Consider the following 16962-nt stretch of genomic DNA (forward strand, 5'->3'; position numbering starts at 1 on the left):
AGTCGTCATGGTTCCACGTACGGTAATCGGCATCACCAAACACGTGAGGAGCGTGGTGTGCCGATCCTGGGCGGTCTGCCGCCGCGTAACCCCCGTTTCGTGGGTCGCGAGGATCTGCTGGCCCGATTGCGGGGCCGGCTGGCGACCGGACCTGTCGTCCTGCTGCCCGGTGAGGAACACCCACTGGGCGGCACTGGACGTACCCAATTGGCGGTGGAATATGTCTACCGCTACGCCGAAACGTACGATCTGGTGTGGTGGATCCCCGCGGAGCAGTCCGCGGGCACCCGGTCCGCGCTGATCGGCCTGGCCCAGCGCCTCGGCCTGGCCGAGACCGGCGACATGAACCGCACGCTGGCCGCGGTGCGCGACGCGCTGAGCCGGGGCGAGCCGTTCCGGAACTGGCTGGTGGTCTTCGAGGACGCCAACCGGCCCGAGGAGATCAAGTCTTATCTGCCCTCCGGGGCCGGGCACGTGCTGATCACCAGCCGCAACCCGCGCTGGCCGGCCGAGGTGGCGCAGTCGGTGCCGGTCGGCGTGTTCGACCGCGCGGACAGCATCGATCTGCTCAAACGGCGTACCCCCGATCTGGCCGTCGCCGACGCCGAGCGGCTGGCGGACCGCCTCGCCGATGTCCCGATGGCCCTGGAACTCTCCGCCGCGGTCCGCGCGGCGACCGGCTGGCCGGTCGCCGACTACCTGGAGCGGTACGACGTTCTCGCCGAGGAGCTGGCCTTCCCCAGCCCGATCCGGGTGTCCTGGGGACTGGCCGCCGACGCGCTGCGCGAGCACGCCCCGGCCGCCTACCGACTGCTCGAACTCTGCGCCTTCCTGGGCAGCGCGCCGGTCTCGTGGCGGTTGCTCTGGGGTGCCCGGATGCTGCCGCTGCCGGCCGACCTGGCCGCCACGGTCGGCATCGAGCGGCGGCTCAAGACCGCGCTGCGCCTGATCGGGCGGTACGGCCTGGCCGAGCTCGACCCGCCCGGCGAGCACCTGATCGTGCACCCGCTGGTGCGCGGCATGCTCGGCCAGGGCCTCAGCTCCGAGCAGCACGGCACCCTGCTGGCCACGGTCCGGGGCATGCTGGCCGCGGCCGACCCCGGCGACCCGGACGACCCGACCGGCCACCCGCGGTACGCGGAGCTGACCCCGCACCTGATCCACTCGGACGTGCTCGGCGCCGGCACCGAGGAGATTCGCCAACTGGTGATCAACGCGGTCCGCTACCACTACGCCGGCGGCGACTACGACTCCAGCCGCGCCCTCGCCGCCGCCGCGGTGGCCCGCTGGCGGGAGACCCTCGGCGAGCACGACGAGCAGACCCTGCTGGCCTCGTTCCACCTGGCCAACGCGCTGCGGGCGGTGGGCCGCACGGCCGAGGCGCGGGTGCTCAACGAGCAGACCCTGCGGGCCCAGCGCGAGGTGCTGGGCGGCGACGACGAGACCACCCTGGCCACCGCCAACAGCGTCGGCGCCGACCTGCGCATCCGTGGCCACTTCGAGCAGGCCCGCCAGCTCGACGGCGACAACCTGGTGCGCTACCGGCGGCTGTTCGGCGAGGGCTTCCCGACCGCGCTGCGCTGCGCCAACAACCTCGCCGCCGACCTGCGCCTGCTCGGCGACTTCCGCGGCGCCCGCACGATCGACGACCAGACCCTGCGGCAACGCCAGGCGATCCTCGCCGACGGCCACCCGGAGATCCTGTCGTCCCGGGCCGGGCTCGCGTTCGACCTGTTCGGCCTGGGCGACTACGCCGGCGCCACCGAGACGCTGGCCGCCGTGCGCGGCGACGCGGTGCCCGACGATCACCCGTTCGCGCTGTGGGCGAGCCGGGTCGCGGCCATGGCGGCCCGCCGGCGCGGGCTGGCCGACGGGCTCGGCCTCGCCGAGACCACCGCGACGCTGACCCGCCGCCGCTTCGGCGACCTGCACGTGGAGACGCTCGCCGCGGTGGTGACGCTGGCCAACGCGGCCCGGGCCGGCGGTGACCTCGACCGGGCCCACGAGCTGCTCGAACGCGCGGTGATCCGCTATCACTCGGTGCTCGGCGACGATCATCCGTTCACGCTGACCGCCTCGGCCGGGCTGGCCGGGGTGGTGCGGGCGACCGGCCGGCACGCCGAGGCCCGCCGGATCGACCAAGAGGCCCTCGGCGGCCTGCGGCGCAGTGTCGGCTCCGACCATCCGTTCACGCTGGCCTGCGCCAACGGCTATGCGACCGACCTGTTCGGGCTGGGCGAGCGGCAGGAGGCACAGCAGATCGCCGCGGACACCTGGCAGCGGTCCCAGCTGGTCCGTGGGGCCGAGCATCCCGACACGCTGGCCTGCGGCTGGAACGCGGTGCTGGACGGCGGCGACGAGGAGGCCCGGCACCAGGCGACGGTGGCGCTGGTCAAGGCCTACGGCGAGGGGCACCCGACGCTGGCCCGGGTCGCGGCCGGCGAGCGCCTGGAGACCGACGTGGACCTCCCGCCGCTATAGCCGCCGGGACGTTCGCGGTCAGGCGCGGGAGGGCATGAGGGATCGACTCAGCCACTCGGTCACGGTGTCCAGTCCTGCTTCGTCCGCCGAGAGCCACACGGCTCGGACGAGTTCGGGCTGCTCGTACAAGGCCCGATGCGGCGCGACCACGGCGAGCCCGGCCCAACGATCAAGATCCCCAGGCCCAACCCCCAAGTCTTCGACGTACGCGGCGTAAGCCGTCCCTGCCTCTCCGTCCAGGTAGGCGTCATCCCCAGGCCGTAGGCCGCTTCCGGCCCGGCCCGGGTGGTCACCGTCGCGCAGTAACCGGTGCACGAGCGCGAGCCGCACGCTGTTCTCCAGGCGGCGTCCGTCATACCGCCGGAGTTGCGCCTCGGGCACGGCGGGTGCGGGCTCACCGCGCCGCCAGGCCGCAACCAGCTCGGCCACCACGTCATCGGGGACGGCGAGATTGCGCAGCCGCCACCGGGCCCGATGCTCGGCGTTGGCCCCGTCGGCCAGCCGGGCCACCCGCGAGTCGACGGCGTCTCCCTGCCACCCACCCACCTCGTCGTGCATGACCTGCACGAACCGCTCGCCGGCCAGTGTCAGGTGCCCGCTGGCCAGCAGCGTCTCGGCCGCCCCGGCCACGGCGGCCCGCCAGCGGGCGAACTCGAATTCGGCAAGGCGCCCCCCAAGCCCCGCCGGCCCAGCACTTCCCGTCGCCGTCCCGCGCGGTCCCGCCTCATGGAGTGCGGGCGGCTCGGCGACGGGAAGGTGGGCAAGAGAATTGTCGGTCGGGGCCGAGCGGGGTGTCAGGGCCGTTCGGCCCTGTCGCTGGGCCGGGATCCGGACCGCGGCCTCGGTGCGCCAGAAGCGGGTCACCGACTGGTAGGCGTAGGCGCCGTGCAGCAGGCCGGCGAGCGGGCGCGGGTCCTCCCGCCACGGCGAGCACACCCTCGGCCCACCCGGGTCGACCAGGTCGAACAGGGTGTTCGTGGCGTTCAGCAGGCTGTGCTGGCACTCGTGCAGGAGGCCGACCGCGAACGCGCGCGGATCACCCGGGGTGGAGATGGCCACCGCGCCGAAGGCGTGGGCCGAGGTGGCGCTCAGACCGCCGGAACCCGGATCGGCCTCCACCGGGACGATCACCGACAGCACCGCGGCCAGGATCTCGGCGGCCGGGCGGTGCCGGGTGGTCAGCAGACGCCACCCGGCGGTGAGCAGTTCCCGCCAGGTGGCCACCTGGTCCGGTGTCAGCTGTCGGGAAGGCGTCAGCCCCAGCCGGGAGCGGAGCGGGTCGGTGTCCTCGAGGCGCACCCGCAGGGTCAGTCCGGCGTGGGTGATGCTCAGGTCGTGCCGGGCGGCGACGCGGGGCGGCGGGGGAGCGGTGCCCGCCCGCAGCGCGGCCAGCGTCACCGACGTGTGCAGCGCGGCCATCGGGTCGTACCGCTCGATCGGCTCGGGAATCGGGCCGCCCAGCCGGCGGATCTCGCCGAGCAGGAGGAGGTGGCGGCTGGCCTGCGCCCGGCGCAGGACGCCGACGGTGTCCGCGGACGGGCGACCGGCCGCCAGTTCGGCGAAGGCCCGGTCGGTCAGCCGAAAGGACTTCAACTGTTACAACGCTGAGTTGAAGCCGGCGATCGGCTCGCCGGGGTCGGTCTGCTCGTCGGAGAGCCGGCGCAACGCGTGGGCCAGCGCGGAGTCACCCTCCTGGGCGGCCAGCTCGTCGAGAGACATGCCGGAGACGTCGACCATCGGCGATCGCCATTCGTCGGCGCCGTCCTCGGCGGTCCGGTCCACGACACCCTCTCTCCCCGTTGCCGGTGACAATCAATGTATTGCCTGAAGGTTACGGTGGTCGCCGGGGCGGGTGGTGCCCGGGCGTTGTACGGGCGGGTGCGGATGCCGTCGTTGCACACCCGTGATCTCATAGGACGCCACAGCCCGAAAGTCGGCAACGGAGGACAAAACTGTGCCGGGTGGAACTCTCGCGGATCGGCTCGCGGCGCTCAGCGCGTCCGCGACCGGTGACGACGGCGTGGTCACGGTGACCGTGACCGGGTCCGGTGTCGTCACCGGCCTGCGGCTCGACGACCGCGTACAGCGACTGAGCGGCGCCACGCTCTCGGACGAGATCCTGCGGACCATGCGCCGTGCCCACGTGGCGCTGGCCGAGCAGGTGGAGGCGGCGGTCGACGAAACGGTCGGGGCCGACACCGAGGCGGGCCGGCTGGTGCTCGACGCGCTCGCGCGGGCCGGTGCGGCCGACGAGCCGGCCATGCCGGTGATGCCGTTCCCCAGCTTCCAGAACGTGCCCACCCTGCCGCAGCAGTCGCCCGGCAACGGTTACGAGAGCGGAAGGGACAGTCGTGCCCGCTGAATTCCCCCAGCTGCCCAAGCGCGGCCCGGCTCCGGCGGTCGATCGGATGAGCAACGCCGAGCTGGCGCGGATGATCGAGGCGGAGCATCCCTATCGGGGGAAGGCACTGTTCGAGCTCTCCGACCGGATCGCCCACGACGACGACGCGGCGACCAAGGTGGCGATGCTGAGCCGGTTGACGTCCCTGCGGCAGGCGCGGCTCTTCGACCGGGTCTCGCTGGCCTGGTCGGCGATCATCGCGCTGCTGGCGGCCGAGACGGAGCACTCCCGGGCGTCGGCCTACGAGGCGTTCGGCGCGCTCGACCCGGCGGAGCAGGGGGACATGCTCGATTACCTCGAGGTGTCCGCGATCGAGGAGGCCCACCCGCGCATCGCGTGAGCGGGCCTCACATGGTCAGGCTTCTACTCGGACGTCCTTGCGGAAGGCAACCCGGTCTCGTACGGCCTTGGCGTCCGGCTTGGGCTCCGGGTAGAACCAGACCGCGTCCGGAGCGGTGTGCCCGTTCGACGACAGTGTGTAGTAGGACGCCTTGCCCTTCCAGGGGCAGACGGAGTGAGTCTCGGAGGGAACCAGCACTTCCTCGCGCACCGATGTGCGGGGGAAGTAGTAGTTGCCCTCGACAATCACGGTGTCGTCGCTCTCGGCGATAACTTCGTCGTTCCAGATGGCCTTCGGCATACCGTCGAACGTAGCGCGCGCCGCGCCCGACGTCCGATATGCGAACCTTAATCGCTATAGTGGGTGAAACGTGGCGATCGTCCCCCTATTGCCGCGTGAGTGTAAGAAGATCTAGAGTCGATCCGCCAGACCCCCCGACCGAGAGCGGCCCGGTGAACCATCTGAGCACGCTACCGAGCACCGGTGAGCAGGCCCGACACGCGCTGCTCCTGATCGGCGCGCCCGCCGGCGCCCGGCTCGTGGTGGACGTGCACGCGGCCATCTTCGACGGCGACCTCTCGATGGCCGACCTGGCCGGCCGGGTGCCCGGCCTGTGCGCGGCGTTGCGACCCGACCTGACCGCGGCCCCCGGCCTGCTCGCGCTGGCCGAGTGGCCGATCGAGCGGCGCATCGTCACCCCCGCGCGGCGGCAGGCCGACGAGCTGACCATGATCATCCGGGTGGCCGAGTTCGTGGCGCTCCGGCCGGGGCGGGCCGCCACCCGGTTGCTGCGGGAGCTGGCTCACCGCGTACCGGATGGGGTCGAAGCAGTTGATCTTGCTGACGCGGCGCGTGCCGCGCTGGCGTCGCCGCGGCTGGCCGCCCAGCTCGCGGCCGAGGTCCCGGCCCGGGAAGACGCGGTGGCGCGGGCCGCCGCGCTCGATCCGCGGCACCAGCTGTTCGGCCTGCCGAGCGTGCCCCACCAGCGAGGACATGGGTGAAACTGGATCGGTTACGCGGCCCGGCCAAGGCGAAACGACACAACGCGCGGACCATCGCTGCGCTGACCGGCAACCCCGGCTGCGCCCGCCGGTCGGTGCTCGACGCGGCCGGGATCGACAAGGTCAAGCTGGCCGAGCGGATCGGCTTCCCGGGCAGTTTCGGCCAGTCGCGGTTCGCGCTGGCCCGGGGAAACGCGTTCGAGGCGATGCTCAAGGCGGACGGCTGCGCGATGCTGCGCTCGGTGCTGGACGTCGGCGTCGTCGACTACCAGGACCTCGGTGAGGACGCGGACGACACGCTGGGCGCGCGGCACGACCGGACGCGGTCACTGCTGGCGTCCTCGACCTCGGCGCTGATCGACCATCCGCTGCTGACCCTCTCGGTGGCCGGCCAGACTGTCTTCCTCGAGCCCGACCTGATCGCCTTCCAGAGTGAGGGCCGGCTGCGGGTCGTCGAGATCAAGTCGTTCGCGGTCGTCGACGGCCAGGCCGACGCGGCCAAGGTCTCAGCCGCGGCGGTGCAGGCCGCGGTCTATGTCCTGGCCCTGCGGGAACTGCTCGGCGAGGACCGGGTCAGCCACGAGGTGGTGCTGGTCTGCCCGGAGAATTTCTCGCTAGAGCCGGTCGCCGTGATCCTGGACGTCCGCAAGCAGCTCTCCACCCTCCGTCGCCAGCTTTCCCGCCTGTCCTCGGTGTCGTCGCTGGTAGAGGCCCTGCCGGAGTCGGTTTCGTTCGACGTGACCCTGCCGGTTTCGTCACTTCTCGCGTCCCTCGCCGAGGTCTCGGCTCGTTACGTGCCTGAATGTCTCTCGGCTTGCGAAATGTCGGTTTATTGCCGGGACGAGGCGGCCGGGTCGACCGCGGCGCTCGGCCGGTCGGTGCGGGAATCGCTCGGCGGGGTCGAGACGGTCTCGCTGGCGCTCGACCTATCGACCGGGGCGGCTTCGCCGACCCCTGAGCAGGAGGAGGCGGCGGCGTTGCTGCGCGCCGCGGCCCGCCTGCGCGAGGAGGCCCTTTCTTGAGTACGCCCCTCTTCACCGGATGAGCACGCTCGTCGCGCTCGCTCGCGCGCAAGCGTTCGCCGCCGGCCGGGCCCAGCCCATCGCCACCGTGCGTCACCTGCACGTGCAGGATCACCCGTTCGTGCTGATCCCGCTGGCCATGGCGGGCGAGGCCAACGCGCCACTGGCCGCCATGGTCGGCACCACGCCGGACGACCCCCGGCTGCTGGTCGTGGCTCAGCCGCGCAACCGGGACGAGCGGTTCGCCTTCGCCGACGGTCTGGCGACCGCGCTGGTGCCCTACCTGACGTCGTTCGCCGGCGACACCGAAGCGGTGCCGGTCGACCGGGGCCGGGACGTGCGGCACCGCTTCGTCGACGCCCCGCAGGTGTGGGTGCCGAACACCGGTGGCGTCGACTTCCTGCGGCTGTTCGGCCGCTCGACCCGCTTCCGCCGGGTGGACGGCGAATACCCCGTGCCGCCGACCGTCCCGCTGCTCGGTCAGTGGCTGACCTTCCTGGCCGGCGCCTCCGAGGTGCCCGGCTCGTCGCTGCTGCTCAACGCGGTGCAGGCACTCGGGATGCACTGGGCGACCGGCCAGAGCGGCGCCGAGGACGCGCACCTCGGTTCGCTGCTGGCCTGGATCGAGTCCGGTGCGGCGGCGGCCCGCGAGGCCGAGGCGGGCCCGGTGGCCGGGCCGGCCACCGACCCGGACTTCGACAACCGGGTCCTCGCCCCGCTGATCGCCGACGGCGACCCGGCCCTCGCCTCGGTGTTGCGTGAGCTGATGCTGCCGACCTGGCAGCAGATGTGGCGCACCCTGGCGCTGCTGCGCACCCTGCCGGCCGGCGACCGGGTGGCAACGCGCTGGGACGGCGACCGCGACTCCTACTCGTCCTTCGTGGAGCACCTCGCCGAGAGCGGCCTGCCCCAGCCCCGCCGCGACGGCGCGGTGGCCGCGGCCGCCCGCCTGCAGCGCCTGGAGAACGCGGCCACGCGCTACGCCGTCCAGCGCGCCTTCGACGATCCCCTGGTGATGGCCGAATATCGGCTGGCCGGGGTGGCTTTCGGTGGAGTCGTGACGCTGGCCAACCCGGACCGGGTCGACGACACCGGCAAACGGCCGGTGCTGCGCCCGCGGATCATGGTCGCCACCACCGAGACGCTGCGCATCGAGGCGGGCGCGACGCTGACCTCACCGGCCCGCCCCGCCCAGAAGGCCAAGGTCATCTCCATCACCCCGACCGGGACGGGCTGGGACGTCCTCCTGGAGCTGTCCGGCGGGATGGGCCGCAAGCTGGTGGCCGACCCGGGAACCGTCCCCCTGGTGGGCGAGAAGCTGCTGCTCACGACGTTGAGCGAGGCCTACCGTCCGGGTGTGGCCTTCCCCGACCCGACCGAGACACCCTGGACCCACGGCGGCCCGCCGGAGCCCTACGCGGAGCCCTGATCCGGGCTACGCCGGGGCCCAGACGAAGCGGATGTCCGGCGCCTTCTCCTCGTTGCCGGCGCCGTCGGTCGTTTCGGCCTCGATGAAGCCGTGCCGGCGGTAGAACCGCTGCGCGCCGGTGTTGGTGGCGAACGTCCACAGCTGGAGTCCGCCGGGGCGTCGCGATTTGGCCAGTTCGACGAGCTGCGAGCCCAATCCGTGGCCGGTGACCGCGGGCTCGACGTAGAGCTGATCGATCCAGTCGTCGTCCAGCACCAGCGCCGCCAACGGGCGGCCGTCGGCATCCTCGGTGAGCCACACCTCGCGGTCGGGAACGACGACGGCGCCGATCCACTCGTGCACCTCGGCATCGGAGTGGACCGCGGCGGGAATCGCGCCGGCCGCGGCCCGACGGGACCGGATGATCACGTCGGCCACCGCCGGGGCGTCGGCCGCCTCGGCACGGCGGGAGATTGCCAGTTCGCGCCATCCGCTGTCCACAGGACTCATGAGAGCCATGCTGTCGCGCCCGGGTCGCCACGCAACCGAATTACCGTGCCGCCGGTCCCGCCCGGCGGCCGGAGACGGGATCGCGCGCCGCTGCGGGCGGGCCTGGCCCGAGCTCGCCACGCCCAACCCGCCGGCACGAACAGTCCCGGGCGACAGCTCGGTCGGCCGCGATCTTGTGGACTTTCCGCGAGGGGAGAGCGGCAACTCCACAAGATCTGTGATCCCGGGCGCCACGACGTGGCATCTAGCTCCGCCGATGGGACGAATGGGTGCAAAAACGCCCTCCGAGCAGAGGAAGCGGTAGGTATGGGTGAGAAGGGCAAGGCGAGGGCTGGGTGCGTGCGTCGTTGCGCGAGAGTCGCGGCACGTGCCGGTGTGGCACGGTGCTTGCGGGGTGGCGGCGGTCGGGTGATGTTGCGGTTGGTGACGGTGTTGCCCGTACCGGAAAGTGGGTTTGATTCTCGCGAGCCCCGAAGATAACTAAGGGTCAGGTCAGGCGGATGACCAGGAGGGCGATGTCGTCGTCGCGGCGGGTGACCGTGCTCAGCAGGCGGGCGCAGAGTTCGTCGGTGGGGAGGGTGGCGTTGCCCTCCAGGACCTTGCGGAGGCGGGCGATGCCGTCGTCGATCAGCTGGGCCGGGCTTTCCACCAGGCCGTCGGTGTAGAGCAGCAGCGTCGAGCCGGGCCGGACGTAGCGGCGGTGGGTGCTGCGATCGTCGCGGGGGAGCAGGCCCAGCAGCGGCTCGGGAGTTTCCCACCAGACCTCGACCTCGCCGTCGGGGCGCAGCAGCACCGGCGGTGGGTGGCCGGCGTTGGCGAAGGTCAGGTCGTAGCCGTCGCCGACGCGGCGCAGCCGGGTCAGCACGGCGGTCGCCGCGGCGGGCATGCTCAGGCCGTGCAGCGCCCGGTCGAGCTGGGCGAGCAGCGGGCCGGGCTCGTCGTCGCGGCCGTAGGCGTCGCCCCGGACCAGGTTGCGGACCTGACCCATCGTCGCGGCGGCCTCGATGTCGTGACCGGAGACGTCGCCCACGGCGAGCATGACGCTGCCGTCCGGCTGGAGGAAGGCGTCGTACCAGTCGCCGCCCACCGCCGCGCCGACCTGCGCCGGGAGGTATCGAGCGTGCAGCTCGATGCCGGGAATGTCGGGCAACTCGGGCAGCATGCTGTGCTGCAGGACCTCGGCGACGTGCCGCTGGCGCCCGTAGAGGCGGCTGTTATCGACGGCCAGCCCGGCTCGGCGGCCGATCTCGGTGGCGGTGCCCTCCTCGGCCTCGCCGAACACGCCCCGCTCGGCCCCGTTGACCAGCATCAGCACGCCGACGGTGCGGCGGCCGACCGGTGCGGTGATCGGGGCCGCCAGGTAGGAGGCGAAGCCGAGCCGCTCGGCGATCTCGGCGATCTCGCCGGTGGACATCCGGGTACGCAGCGATTTCGGGTCGGCCTCGTCGCGGCGGAGCGGGCCGGACGCACGTTGCACCGCCGCCATCAGGGCTTTGATCTCGCGCGGTGCGTCGGCGGCGAGCCGGGCCAGCCGAGCGGTGGCCGGGGCGTGCGCCGGGTCGAAGTGCGCGACCGACACGTGCCGGACGCGGCCGGACGGCTCGGCCAGTGCGACCACGCACCAGTCGGCGAGGCGGCCCGCGACCATCTCGCCGAGCCGGCCGAGGGCCTCGTCGATGTCCATCGTGGCCGACAGCGTCTCGGTCAGTTCGCCCAGCAGGCTGAGCTGGTCGTGTGCCGACTCGGCGTGCCGCCGGGCCTCGTCGGCGATCTCCCGCGCGATGCGCAGCCGCAGCTCCGAGGAGCAGATCTCGCCGAGCTCGACGAGCAGCGCGACCTCGCTGCGCGTCCAGATGCGCGGCTCCCGGTCCATGACGGCGAGCGTGCCCAGCACGTGACCGTCCGAGTCGGTGAGCGGCACCCCGGCGAACGCGATCGCCCCGAGATCGTGCACGGCCGGGTTGTCCCGCATGACCGGGTCGGTCCGCACGTCCTCGACGACCAGCATTCGGCCGGCCTCGAGCACGTGCCGGCTGAGCGAGTGGGTGAGCGGCATCTCCCGCGCCGACGCCAGCGCCTCCGGCAGGCCGACCTGCCCCGGCAGGAACTGCCGGTCGGCCGCGAGCACGGTCACGAGCGCGACGGGGGCGTCGACCAGACGCTCCACCAGGTCGGCGATCCGGTCGAAGGCCACGTCGGCCCGGGCGCCCAGCCCGAGGCGCCGCACCGCACGCAGGCGGGCCGGGTCTTCCAGGACCGGACCCACAGCTTTATCGACCAAGTCTCCCCGCAGCACGTCGCCCCCCGGCCGCTTCAGCCTCGACAGGCTACCCGCTGGGCAACCCCTGATCGACCCCCCGTTCATCCGTTCCTGCCTGCCAAAATCCTGTGTGCGGAGGGTCTCAGTTGTTCGGCGCCGGGTCCGCCGCCGTGGTGACATCGGCGTCGGCCGCCACCGGGGCCCAGCGTTTCGTCCACTCCTCGCGCAGCGTCTCGAAAGCGGCGTCGTCCAGGCCGTAGGTCGAGACCGTCACCTCCATCCGCCCCGCATCGCGGTCGCCGAGCGGCAGCCGGCCGGCCACCACGACCAGGTGCCCGTCGGTGTCGACCACCCACGCCACCCGCGGGCCCGATCTCTCCCACTCGCCCGCGGGGCTCTCGACCAGGGCCAGCGCCTGCCGTCCGGTCGTCTCCCCGGTCAGGTAGAGCGTGCGCCGGCGCCCGGCCGGCCGTCGGTCGAGCAGGAACCGCAACTGCACCAGGAACGCCCGCCAGCCCTCCTCGATCGCGTCGTACCGCTCCGGGCCGGCCGAACCGGAACCCTCGCGAATCACCCGCACGGTGGCCCGGTCGTCGTTCCCGGTGACCTCCAGGTAGGACCCGTCGGCCCAGCCCATCTGCTCCGGCGCGAGCAGCACCGCCTGGTCCACGAAGATCTGCTGGATCTCCGCGCCGAGCCCGTCGTAGTCCCAGCCGAACCACTGATGCAGCACGGCCGGCTGCGTGACGGCGTCCCAGGTCTCGTCCCGACCGGCCGCCACCGCGACCTCCACGTCGTAAGGCTTCAAGCCTCGTCGATCGCTCATGCCCTCAATAGTGGAGTACGCGATGGTTCGGCATCGATGGGTGCCCGGCGACCCGCCGTGAGCCCGGACCGGATCGTGCGCCGCACCTCGGCCCGGCCGAGCCCGGCCCGGCGCGCGGCCGCGTCGAGCTCACGGACGACGTCGCCGGTGTCGAGCAGGCCCGCCCCGACCAGCCGGCCCAGCGCGAACGCGGCCCGGTTGAGCGTGTCGTTGCGGGAGCCCACCGGCGCGGCCGCCACCCGCTCGGCCTCGGCCGCGAGCGCGACCTGCGCGTAGCGGTCCGGATGGGTGATCGGGCGGTGGTCGGCGGGCCGCGGCAGTGGTCCCTCGATCAGCGCGAGCAGCGCGGGCGCGCCGGCCGGCAGGTCACCACCCGGACGCCGCACCCACCGGTAATCGGCGCCGCGTGCGTGCCGCGACGGCGGGGCCACCACGTAACCGCCCGCGCCGCGCCAGTCGAGGCCGGGCAGCAGGTGCACGCGGTTGCCGAACCCGGTCGGCCGGAACCAGAGATGCCACCCGCCGCCGCCCGTGCGCACCCGCGGGCCGGCCGGCAGCGAGCCGCCGAGCAGGTGGACCAGGCCGTGCCAGCCCTCGGCCGAATCGATGTCGGCGACGTCCATCGCGATGCCGGTGCGCAGGCCGACGTTTGCCTCCGGCCAGTGGGACCACCACATCTCGATCTGGCGCGGGTCGGTGCTCGCGTCGGTCAGGCCGTGTCGCAGGCGGGGGTGCTTGCCGGGTCGATCGCATCGGACTCCTCTGTCGCAGGAACAGCCGCCGCTCGGGTCAGGTGTGTGCACCGGCAGGACCGGGATGCCATGCCGGGCGTATGCCAGTGCGGCTGCCAGTGACATTAGAACAAGCGTACGACAGTTTTCAGAGGGTCGAGAGGACGTGGGCGATGTGGTGCGAGGTGCTCCAGGACATCCAGCTCGCCGAACTGCCGCCGCCGCGGGCCGTCCGCGCCCGCCGGGCGATCTCGGCGTCACCCCAGGAGAACCGGGCGCCCTCGGCCGGCCAGTGCGGCGAGTGCACCAGCGTGCGGCACAGGTCCTGACAGCGGTCGTCGGACCGCCCACCGCGCCGCGACCAGCGGTAGATCCACCAGTTGTGCTCGGCCGTGTACCGCAACGTCGGCAACTGCCGGTGCCGCTGCACCCCGAGCCGGCGAACCGGCGAGGTCACGCCGTAGTCCGCGTACCCGATCCCGGGTTCACCCAGCCTGGCCCACACCCGCGCGTCGAGCCGGCCCACCGTGACCGGTAGATCGGTCGGCAGATCGTCGAGATTCGCCGGCATCGCGCCGGAGGCCACGCTCACCGACCGCCACGGCATCCCGTGCGCCCACCGCAACACCCGCCGGCACTGCTCCTCGACCGTGTCCGCGTGCGACACGCAGGCGGTCTCGGCCAGGTCGATCAGCAGGTCGATCTCCTCGACCGCCAGGCCCGACCGGCGCAGCAGCCGCTCGGTGACCTCGGTCGCCTCCGCCGGATTCCCGGCGTCGGCATGCGGCTGAAGCCGCAGCACGGCCCGGCTCAGGTGCATCCGTGCGGCCCGGCCGTGGTCACCCAGGCGACGACTGCTTTCGTACGGGCGGAGCACCGGCAACATGGCTACGCCCAGGTCGGCCAGCGCCTCGGCCATGGTGATCGGGTCGGCCCGGTCCTCCGGCAGGGCACCGAAGTCGATCGCGATCGCGCCGGTCCGCGGTGGCAACTGCCGGATCAGCGGCATGATGCTCGGCCCCGGTTCCACCTCCAGGATCGGCATGACCCGGGCGGCGTCGGAGGCTGTCAGGTGACTGAGGGCCGCCAGCTCACCGCGGCGTGGACGCAGGATGGGACGGTAGGCGTCGTCGCGCAGTGACCCCGCCGTCGTGAAGACCGCCATTCACTCAAAGTAGCGGCAACCTGTCGGATTAGCGACACTCATCGATGTAAATGCGAGAGTATCGCCTGATTTGCCTCCCAGCCGTCCGGGAACTTTACCGGGACGTTGAGGTGCACCGGCTCGGTCGACGGATGTTCGTCGAGCAGTTCCGCGATGCCGTCCCGGGCCACCACCACGCACGCGTGCCGGTGCCGCGAGGTCAGCACGCACAGTCGCCCCGACTCGAGGTGGAAGGCGGTGGCGTCGCGCCGGCCGGAGAGCGGGTGCAGCACGATCGTCAGGTCGTACTCCCGGCCCTGCAGCCGGTTGGCGGTGTCCACGGTGACGCCGGCCGCCTCGGCCGGCAGGTGCGCCCGGATCGCCGCGGCCTGGTCGCGGTGCGCGGCCCCGATCGCGATGCGCTGCGCCGTCAACGGCCGCTCACCCGCCTCGGAGACGGTCACTCCGCCCCGGGCCAGCGCCCGCGCCGCCAGTGCCGCGCAGGCGGCGGCCGCCTCGGCGTCGGTCCGGATCGTGAAGCGTTGCGCCAGCCGGTGCAGCCCCCAGCCGGTCGCCGCGGCCGTGTCCAGCACGTCGTCGAGCGGCCCGTGCCCGCCCTTGAAGGTCAGCGTGCGGTCGCCCGGCCCGGTGCCCGATCGGAACCCGGTGAACGGGTAGAACGCCTCGGCGACCACTCCCGCCGCCGAGTGCGGGAGGCGCCACGACACCGGCAGGCGGTGCACCGGTAGGTCGGGGTTGTGCCGCAACAGGACCGCGACGGCGCTCTGCATCGGATCCCAGGACAGGCCGGTCCAGCGGTCTACCTCGACCGTCGAGAACGGGTCCAGCTGACCCGGGTCACCCACGAACAGGGCCCGCTCGAACCGGGACGCGACCCGCAGCAGGGCATCGGACCGCATCTGGTACGCCTCGTCGACGATCGCCCACGGCCAGACCCCGTCGGCCACGGTGGCCCACTTGGCCGCCGTACCGATGGTGACGGCCGGTGATCCCAGATCCGCGACCTTCGCACCCACCCGGCAGGCCGGGTGGTCTTTCACCCGATCGGACGGCTCGTAATCCACCGCCGAGAGCCGCCCCACGGTGACTTCCGGCGACCGCGCGCCGAGCCGCTCGACCAGGTCGTCCACCTGCTCATTGGTCTGCGCCACGATCATCAGCGGCACTCCGGTGGCCGCCAGCTCGCCCGCCGCCCGCACCACCAGCGTCGACTTGCCCGCCCCCGGCGGCGAGTCGACCACAACCCCGCGATGACCGCCGGTCCGCAGATCACGCAGCACCGCGTCGACCACCCGCCCGGCCTCGACGGCCGGCGTGTTCGCACTCACCCCGGCACGGTAGCGCGCTGATCATCACCCGCTCGGCAGGCGGGCCGACCGGGCCGGCGACCGGGTCACGCTTTTCTGATCTTGCGTCTCACTATGTGGTTGCGGATCTTTATGCGGCAGTGGCTTGTGGACGGTGCTTTTCGTGGCGCGCCGAAACCGGCCTAACGGGCGAAGTGGTGGGCGTTTTCGGGGTAGTGACGGAAATCTGACACCAGGGTTGTAGGAGGCGCGGTAGCGGTGCCTCGCAGGGCCTTCGCCCGCTGGTGGTGTGAGTGGCCACTGTGGATCTCACCAGATGGTATGGGAGCGCGCCCATTCTTGAAGGTTTTCGGATTGGTCTATGTCTCTGCGCAGGTGAGAGGCGCTCGATCGTCACTGTGAGTGGATGTTTGCGCGGTGGTCACCACTCTGAAATATGGGAGTGATTCACTCTGATTGCGGGTTGAATTTCGAAGCCGACATGCAACTTGCACGCGCGGTTCGCCGTGCAAGTTGCATGTTTCGGAGGCTCTCGACCTGCAGCTCCATCGTCGTGGCTCTGTTCTGATCGTCGCACTCGTTTTCATTCATGAGCGTTTCTGCGATGTCCGAAGCCGACCCTTCCAGTCGATCACCGGAAGTGGAACTCTTCTAAGCCAGCAGTAACGCCAGCGACACGGACGGTGGTGGTAACGAATGCGCCCAGACGTTCTGGTCGGTCCGAGCGAGTGGGTGGTCGAGCAGTTCGGCGACAAGGTTGCCGGCGAACTGTGGACCCGGGTTCCCGAGGCGTTGAGCACCGCGATCGACCGCGAGGTCAACGCTCACCCCGCTATGACGCAGACCATGGAACGAGTGATCGCGAATCCGCGATGGCCGCTTCCTTACGAGGAGCTCGTGCTGTTTCTCGGCACGCTCCCCGGCGCAGAGATCATCAGTGTTCCCAAGTCCATCTACCAGCTTGTTGTGATCAACGGACATGTCGTGGTGCCGTGGTGCTACGGCCAGTCCGCGTTGACGTCCATGCGCGACGTCGAGGTCGGTCGCTCGTTCGGCCGGCTCGCCCGGGAGCTGCTGCGCCGGTTCGGTCCGCCGTGGCGCCGTTCCCAGGCCGAGACCCCACTCCCGCTCGACGCCGTCGACGAGCGCGAGGTTGCCAAGATCTGTGCGGCGATCGCGAAGATCGATCCGAAGCCCGAGGTGGTCATCGCCGGCTTTGCCGGGGCGCCGCACCTCGGTCTGCTCCGGGCCTGCCTCGGTGAGATCAAGTCCACCGACAACGGCCACCTGCTCTGGAGCCACATCGACGACCTGCCGCTCCCGCCGCCAGTCATCCCCCGCCCACGCCGCATGCAATTCCCCTGATCGGCCCTTCCCCGCAGGCGGGCGACCTTCCCGGCGCCGCCTCGGGGAACGACCAGCCCGCAGGCCGGGCGGTCCGCGATGCAGGTCCCGGTCATCGGCGACCTGCCACCAGAAACCACACGCGGACCGCGACCGGGCATCCGTC

At 72.0% G+C, this 16962-nt stretch carries 16 protein-coding genes; 7 read left to right on the forward strand and 9 right to left on the reverse strand.

The features are described from left to right. Nucleotides 1–57: 57 nt before the first annotated feature. The gene (gene fxsT / locus Ato02nite_RS05685) at nucleotides 58–2481 is read left to right on the forward strand and encodes an FxSxx-COOH system tetratricopeptide repeat protein (protein ID WP_213005311.1); all 2424 of its coding nucleotides are present in this window, start codon (nucleotides 58–60) and stop codon (nucleotides 2479–2481) included. An 18-nt stretch (nucleotides 2482–2499) separates the two neighbouring features. Here fxsT and Ato02nite_RS05690 read toward each other — a convergent pair whose 3' ends face one another. Continuing rightward, a complete protein-coding gene (locus Ato02nite_RS05690) occupies nucleotides 2500–4074 on the reverse strand; it encodes an aKG-HExxH-type peptide beta-hydroxylase (RefSeq protein ID WP_213005312.1) in 1575 nt (524 codons plus the stop codon). Between the two features lie 3 nt (nucleotides 4075–4077). Next, nucleotides 4078–4263 carry an FxSxx-COOH cyclophane-containing RiPP peptide gene (gene fxsA / locus Ato02nite_RS05695; protein ID WP_246606156.1) on the reverse strand — a complete coding sequence of 62 codons (186 nt, stop codon included), beginning with the start codon at nucleotides 4261–4263 and terminating at the stop codon, nucleotides 4078–4080. A 172-nt stretch (nucleotides 4264–4435) separates the two neighbouring features. Here fxsA and Ato02nite_RS05700 point away from each other — a divergent pair, with 172 nt between their 5' ends. Continuing rightward, the gene (locus Ato02nite_RS05700; protein WP_213005313.1) at nucleotides 4436–4843 is read left to right on the forward strand and encodes a YbaB/EbfC family nucleoid-associated protein; all 408 of its coding nucleotides are present in this window, start codon (nucleotides 4436–4438) and stop codon (nucleotides 4841–4843) included. After that, complete coding sequence (locus tag Ato02nite_RS05705) at nucleotides 4833–5222, forward strand: hypothetical protein (protein WP_246606158.1); 390 nt, start codon at nucleotides 4833–4835, stop codon at nucleotides 5220–5222. Before Ato02nite_RS05700 ends, Ato02nite_RS05705 begins: the two co-directional genes overlap by 11 nt. Nucleotides 5223–5237: 15 nt before the next feature. On the opposite strand, the gene Ato02nite_RS05710 is transcribed toward Ato02nite_RS05705, so the two are convergent. Next, on the reverse strand, nucleotides 5238–5522 hold the full coding sequence (locus Ato02nite_RS05710; protein WP_203802218.1) for a DUF427 domain-containing protein: 285 nt from the start codon (nucleotides 5520–5522) through the stop codon (nucleotides 5238–5240). 152 nt (nucleotides 5523–5674) lie between these two features. Between Ato02nite_RS05710 and Ato02nite_RS05715 the strand changes: the two genes are divergently transcribed. Genes Ato02nite_RS05715 through Ato02nite_RS05725 form a run of 3 tightly spaced genes read left to right on the forward strand, consistent with a single transcriptional unit; the run spans nucleotide 5675 to nucleotide 8674 of the window. Further along, the gene (locus Ato02nite_RS05715) at nucleotides 5675–6223 is read left to right on the forward strand and encodes a hypothetical protein (protein ID WP_213005314.1); all 549 of its coding nucleotides are present in this window, start codon (nucleotides 5675–5677) and stop codon (nucleotides 6221–6223) included. Beyond that, on the forward strand, nucleotides 6220–7245 hold the full coding sequence (locus Ato02nite_RS05720; RefSeq protein WP_213005315.1) for a hypothetical protein: 1026 nt from the start codon (nucleotides 6220–6222) through the stop codon (nucleotides 7243–7245). The genes Ato02nite_RS05715 and Ato02nite_RS05720 overlap by 4 nt, the downstream gene beginning before the upstream one ends. 19 nt (nucleotides 7246–7264) lie before the next feature. Then, on the forward strand, nucleotides 7265–8674 hold the full coding sequence (locus Ato02nite_RS05725) for a hypothetical protein (RefSeq protein ID WP_213005316.1): 1410 nt from the start codon (nucleotides 7265–7267) through the stop codon (nucleotides 8672–8674). A 6-nt stretch (nucleotides 8675–8680) separates the two neighbouring features. Here Ato02nite_RS05725 and Ato02nite_RS05730 read toward each other — a convergent pair whose 3' ends face one another. The 6 genes from Ato02nite_RS05730 to Ato02nite_RS05755 all read right to left on the reverse strand — a co-directional run bounded on the left by Ato02nite_RS05730 (nucleotide 8681) and on the right by Ato02nite_RS05755 (nucleotide 15473). Further along, nucleotides 8681–9163, reverse strand: a complete 483-nt coding sequence (locus Ato02nite_RS05730) for a GNAT family N-acetyltransferase (RefSeq protein WP_213005317.1) — start codon at nucleotides 9161–9163, stop codon at nucleotides 8681–8683. A gap of 487 nt (nucleotides 9164–9650) precedes the next feature. After that, nucleotides 9651–11429 carry a SpoIIE family protein phosphatase gene (locus Ato02nite_RS05735; RefSeq protein WP_246606162.1) on the reverse strand — a complete coding sequence of 593 codons (1779 nt, stop codon included), beginning with the start codon at nucleotides 11427–11429 and terminating at the stop codon, nucleotides 9651–9653. Nucleotides 11430–11565: 136 nt separating this feature from the next. Then, nucleotides 11566–12249: an activator of HSP90 ATPase gene (locus Ato02nite_RS05740; RefSeq protein WP_213005319.1), complete on the reverse strand. Its 684-nt coding sequence runs from the start codon at nucleotides 12247–12249 to the stop codon at nucleotides 11566–11568. Next, nucleotides 12246–13106, reverse strand: a complete 861-nt coding sequence (locus Ato02nite_RS05745) for a bifunctional DNA primase/polymerase (protein WP_213005320.1) — start codon at nucleotides 13104–13106, stop codon at nucleotides 12246–12248. The genes Ato02nite_RS05740 and Ato02nite_RS05745 overlap by 4 nt, the downstream gene beginning before the upstream one ends. Nucleotides 13107–13128: 22 nt before the next feature. Continuing rightward, a complete protein-coding gene (locus Ato02nite_RS05750) occupies nucleotides 13129–14145 on the reverse strand; it encodes a beta family protein (RefSeq protein ID WP_213005321.1) in 1017 nt (338 codons plus the stop codon). A 38-nt stretch (nucleotides 14146–14183) separates the two neighbouring features. Continuing rightward, nucleotides 14184–15473, reverse strand: coding sequence for an AAA family ATPase (locus tag Ato02nite_RS05755; protein ID WP_213005322.1), 1290 nt, complete (start codon nucleotides 15471–15473; stop codon nucleotides 14184–14186). Nucleotides 15474–16184: 711 nt separating this feature from the next. Here Ato02nite_RS05755 and Ato02nite_RS05760 point away from each other — a divergent pair. Then, on the forward strand, nucleotides 16185–16817 hold the full coding sequence (locus tag Ato02nite_RS05760) for a hypothetical protein (RefSeq protein ID WP_246606164.1): 633 nt from the start codon (nucleotides 16185–16187) through the stop codon (nucleotides 16815–16817). Nucleotides 16818–16962 lie beyond the last annotated feature (145 nt).

Origin of the sequence: Paractinoplanes toevensis, from assembly GCF_018332695.1 — a bacterium.
Classification (GTDB): domain Bacteria; phylum Actinomycetota; class Actinomycetes; order Mycobacteriales; family Micromonosporaceae; genus Actinoplanes; species Actinoplanes toevensis.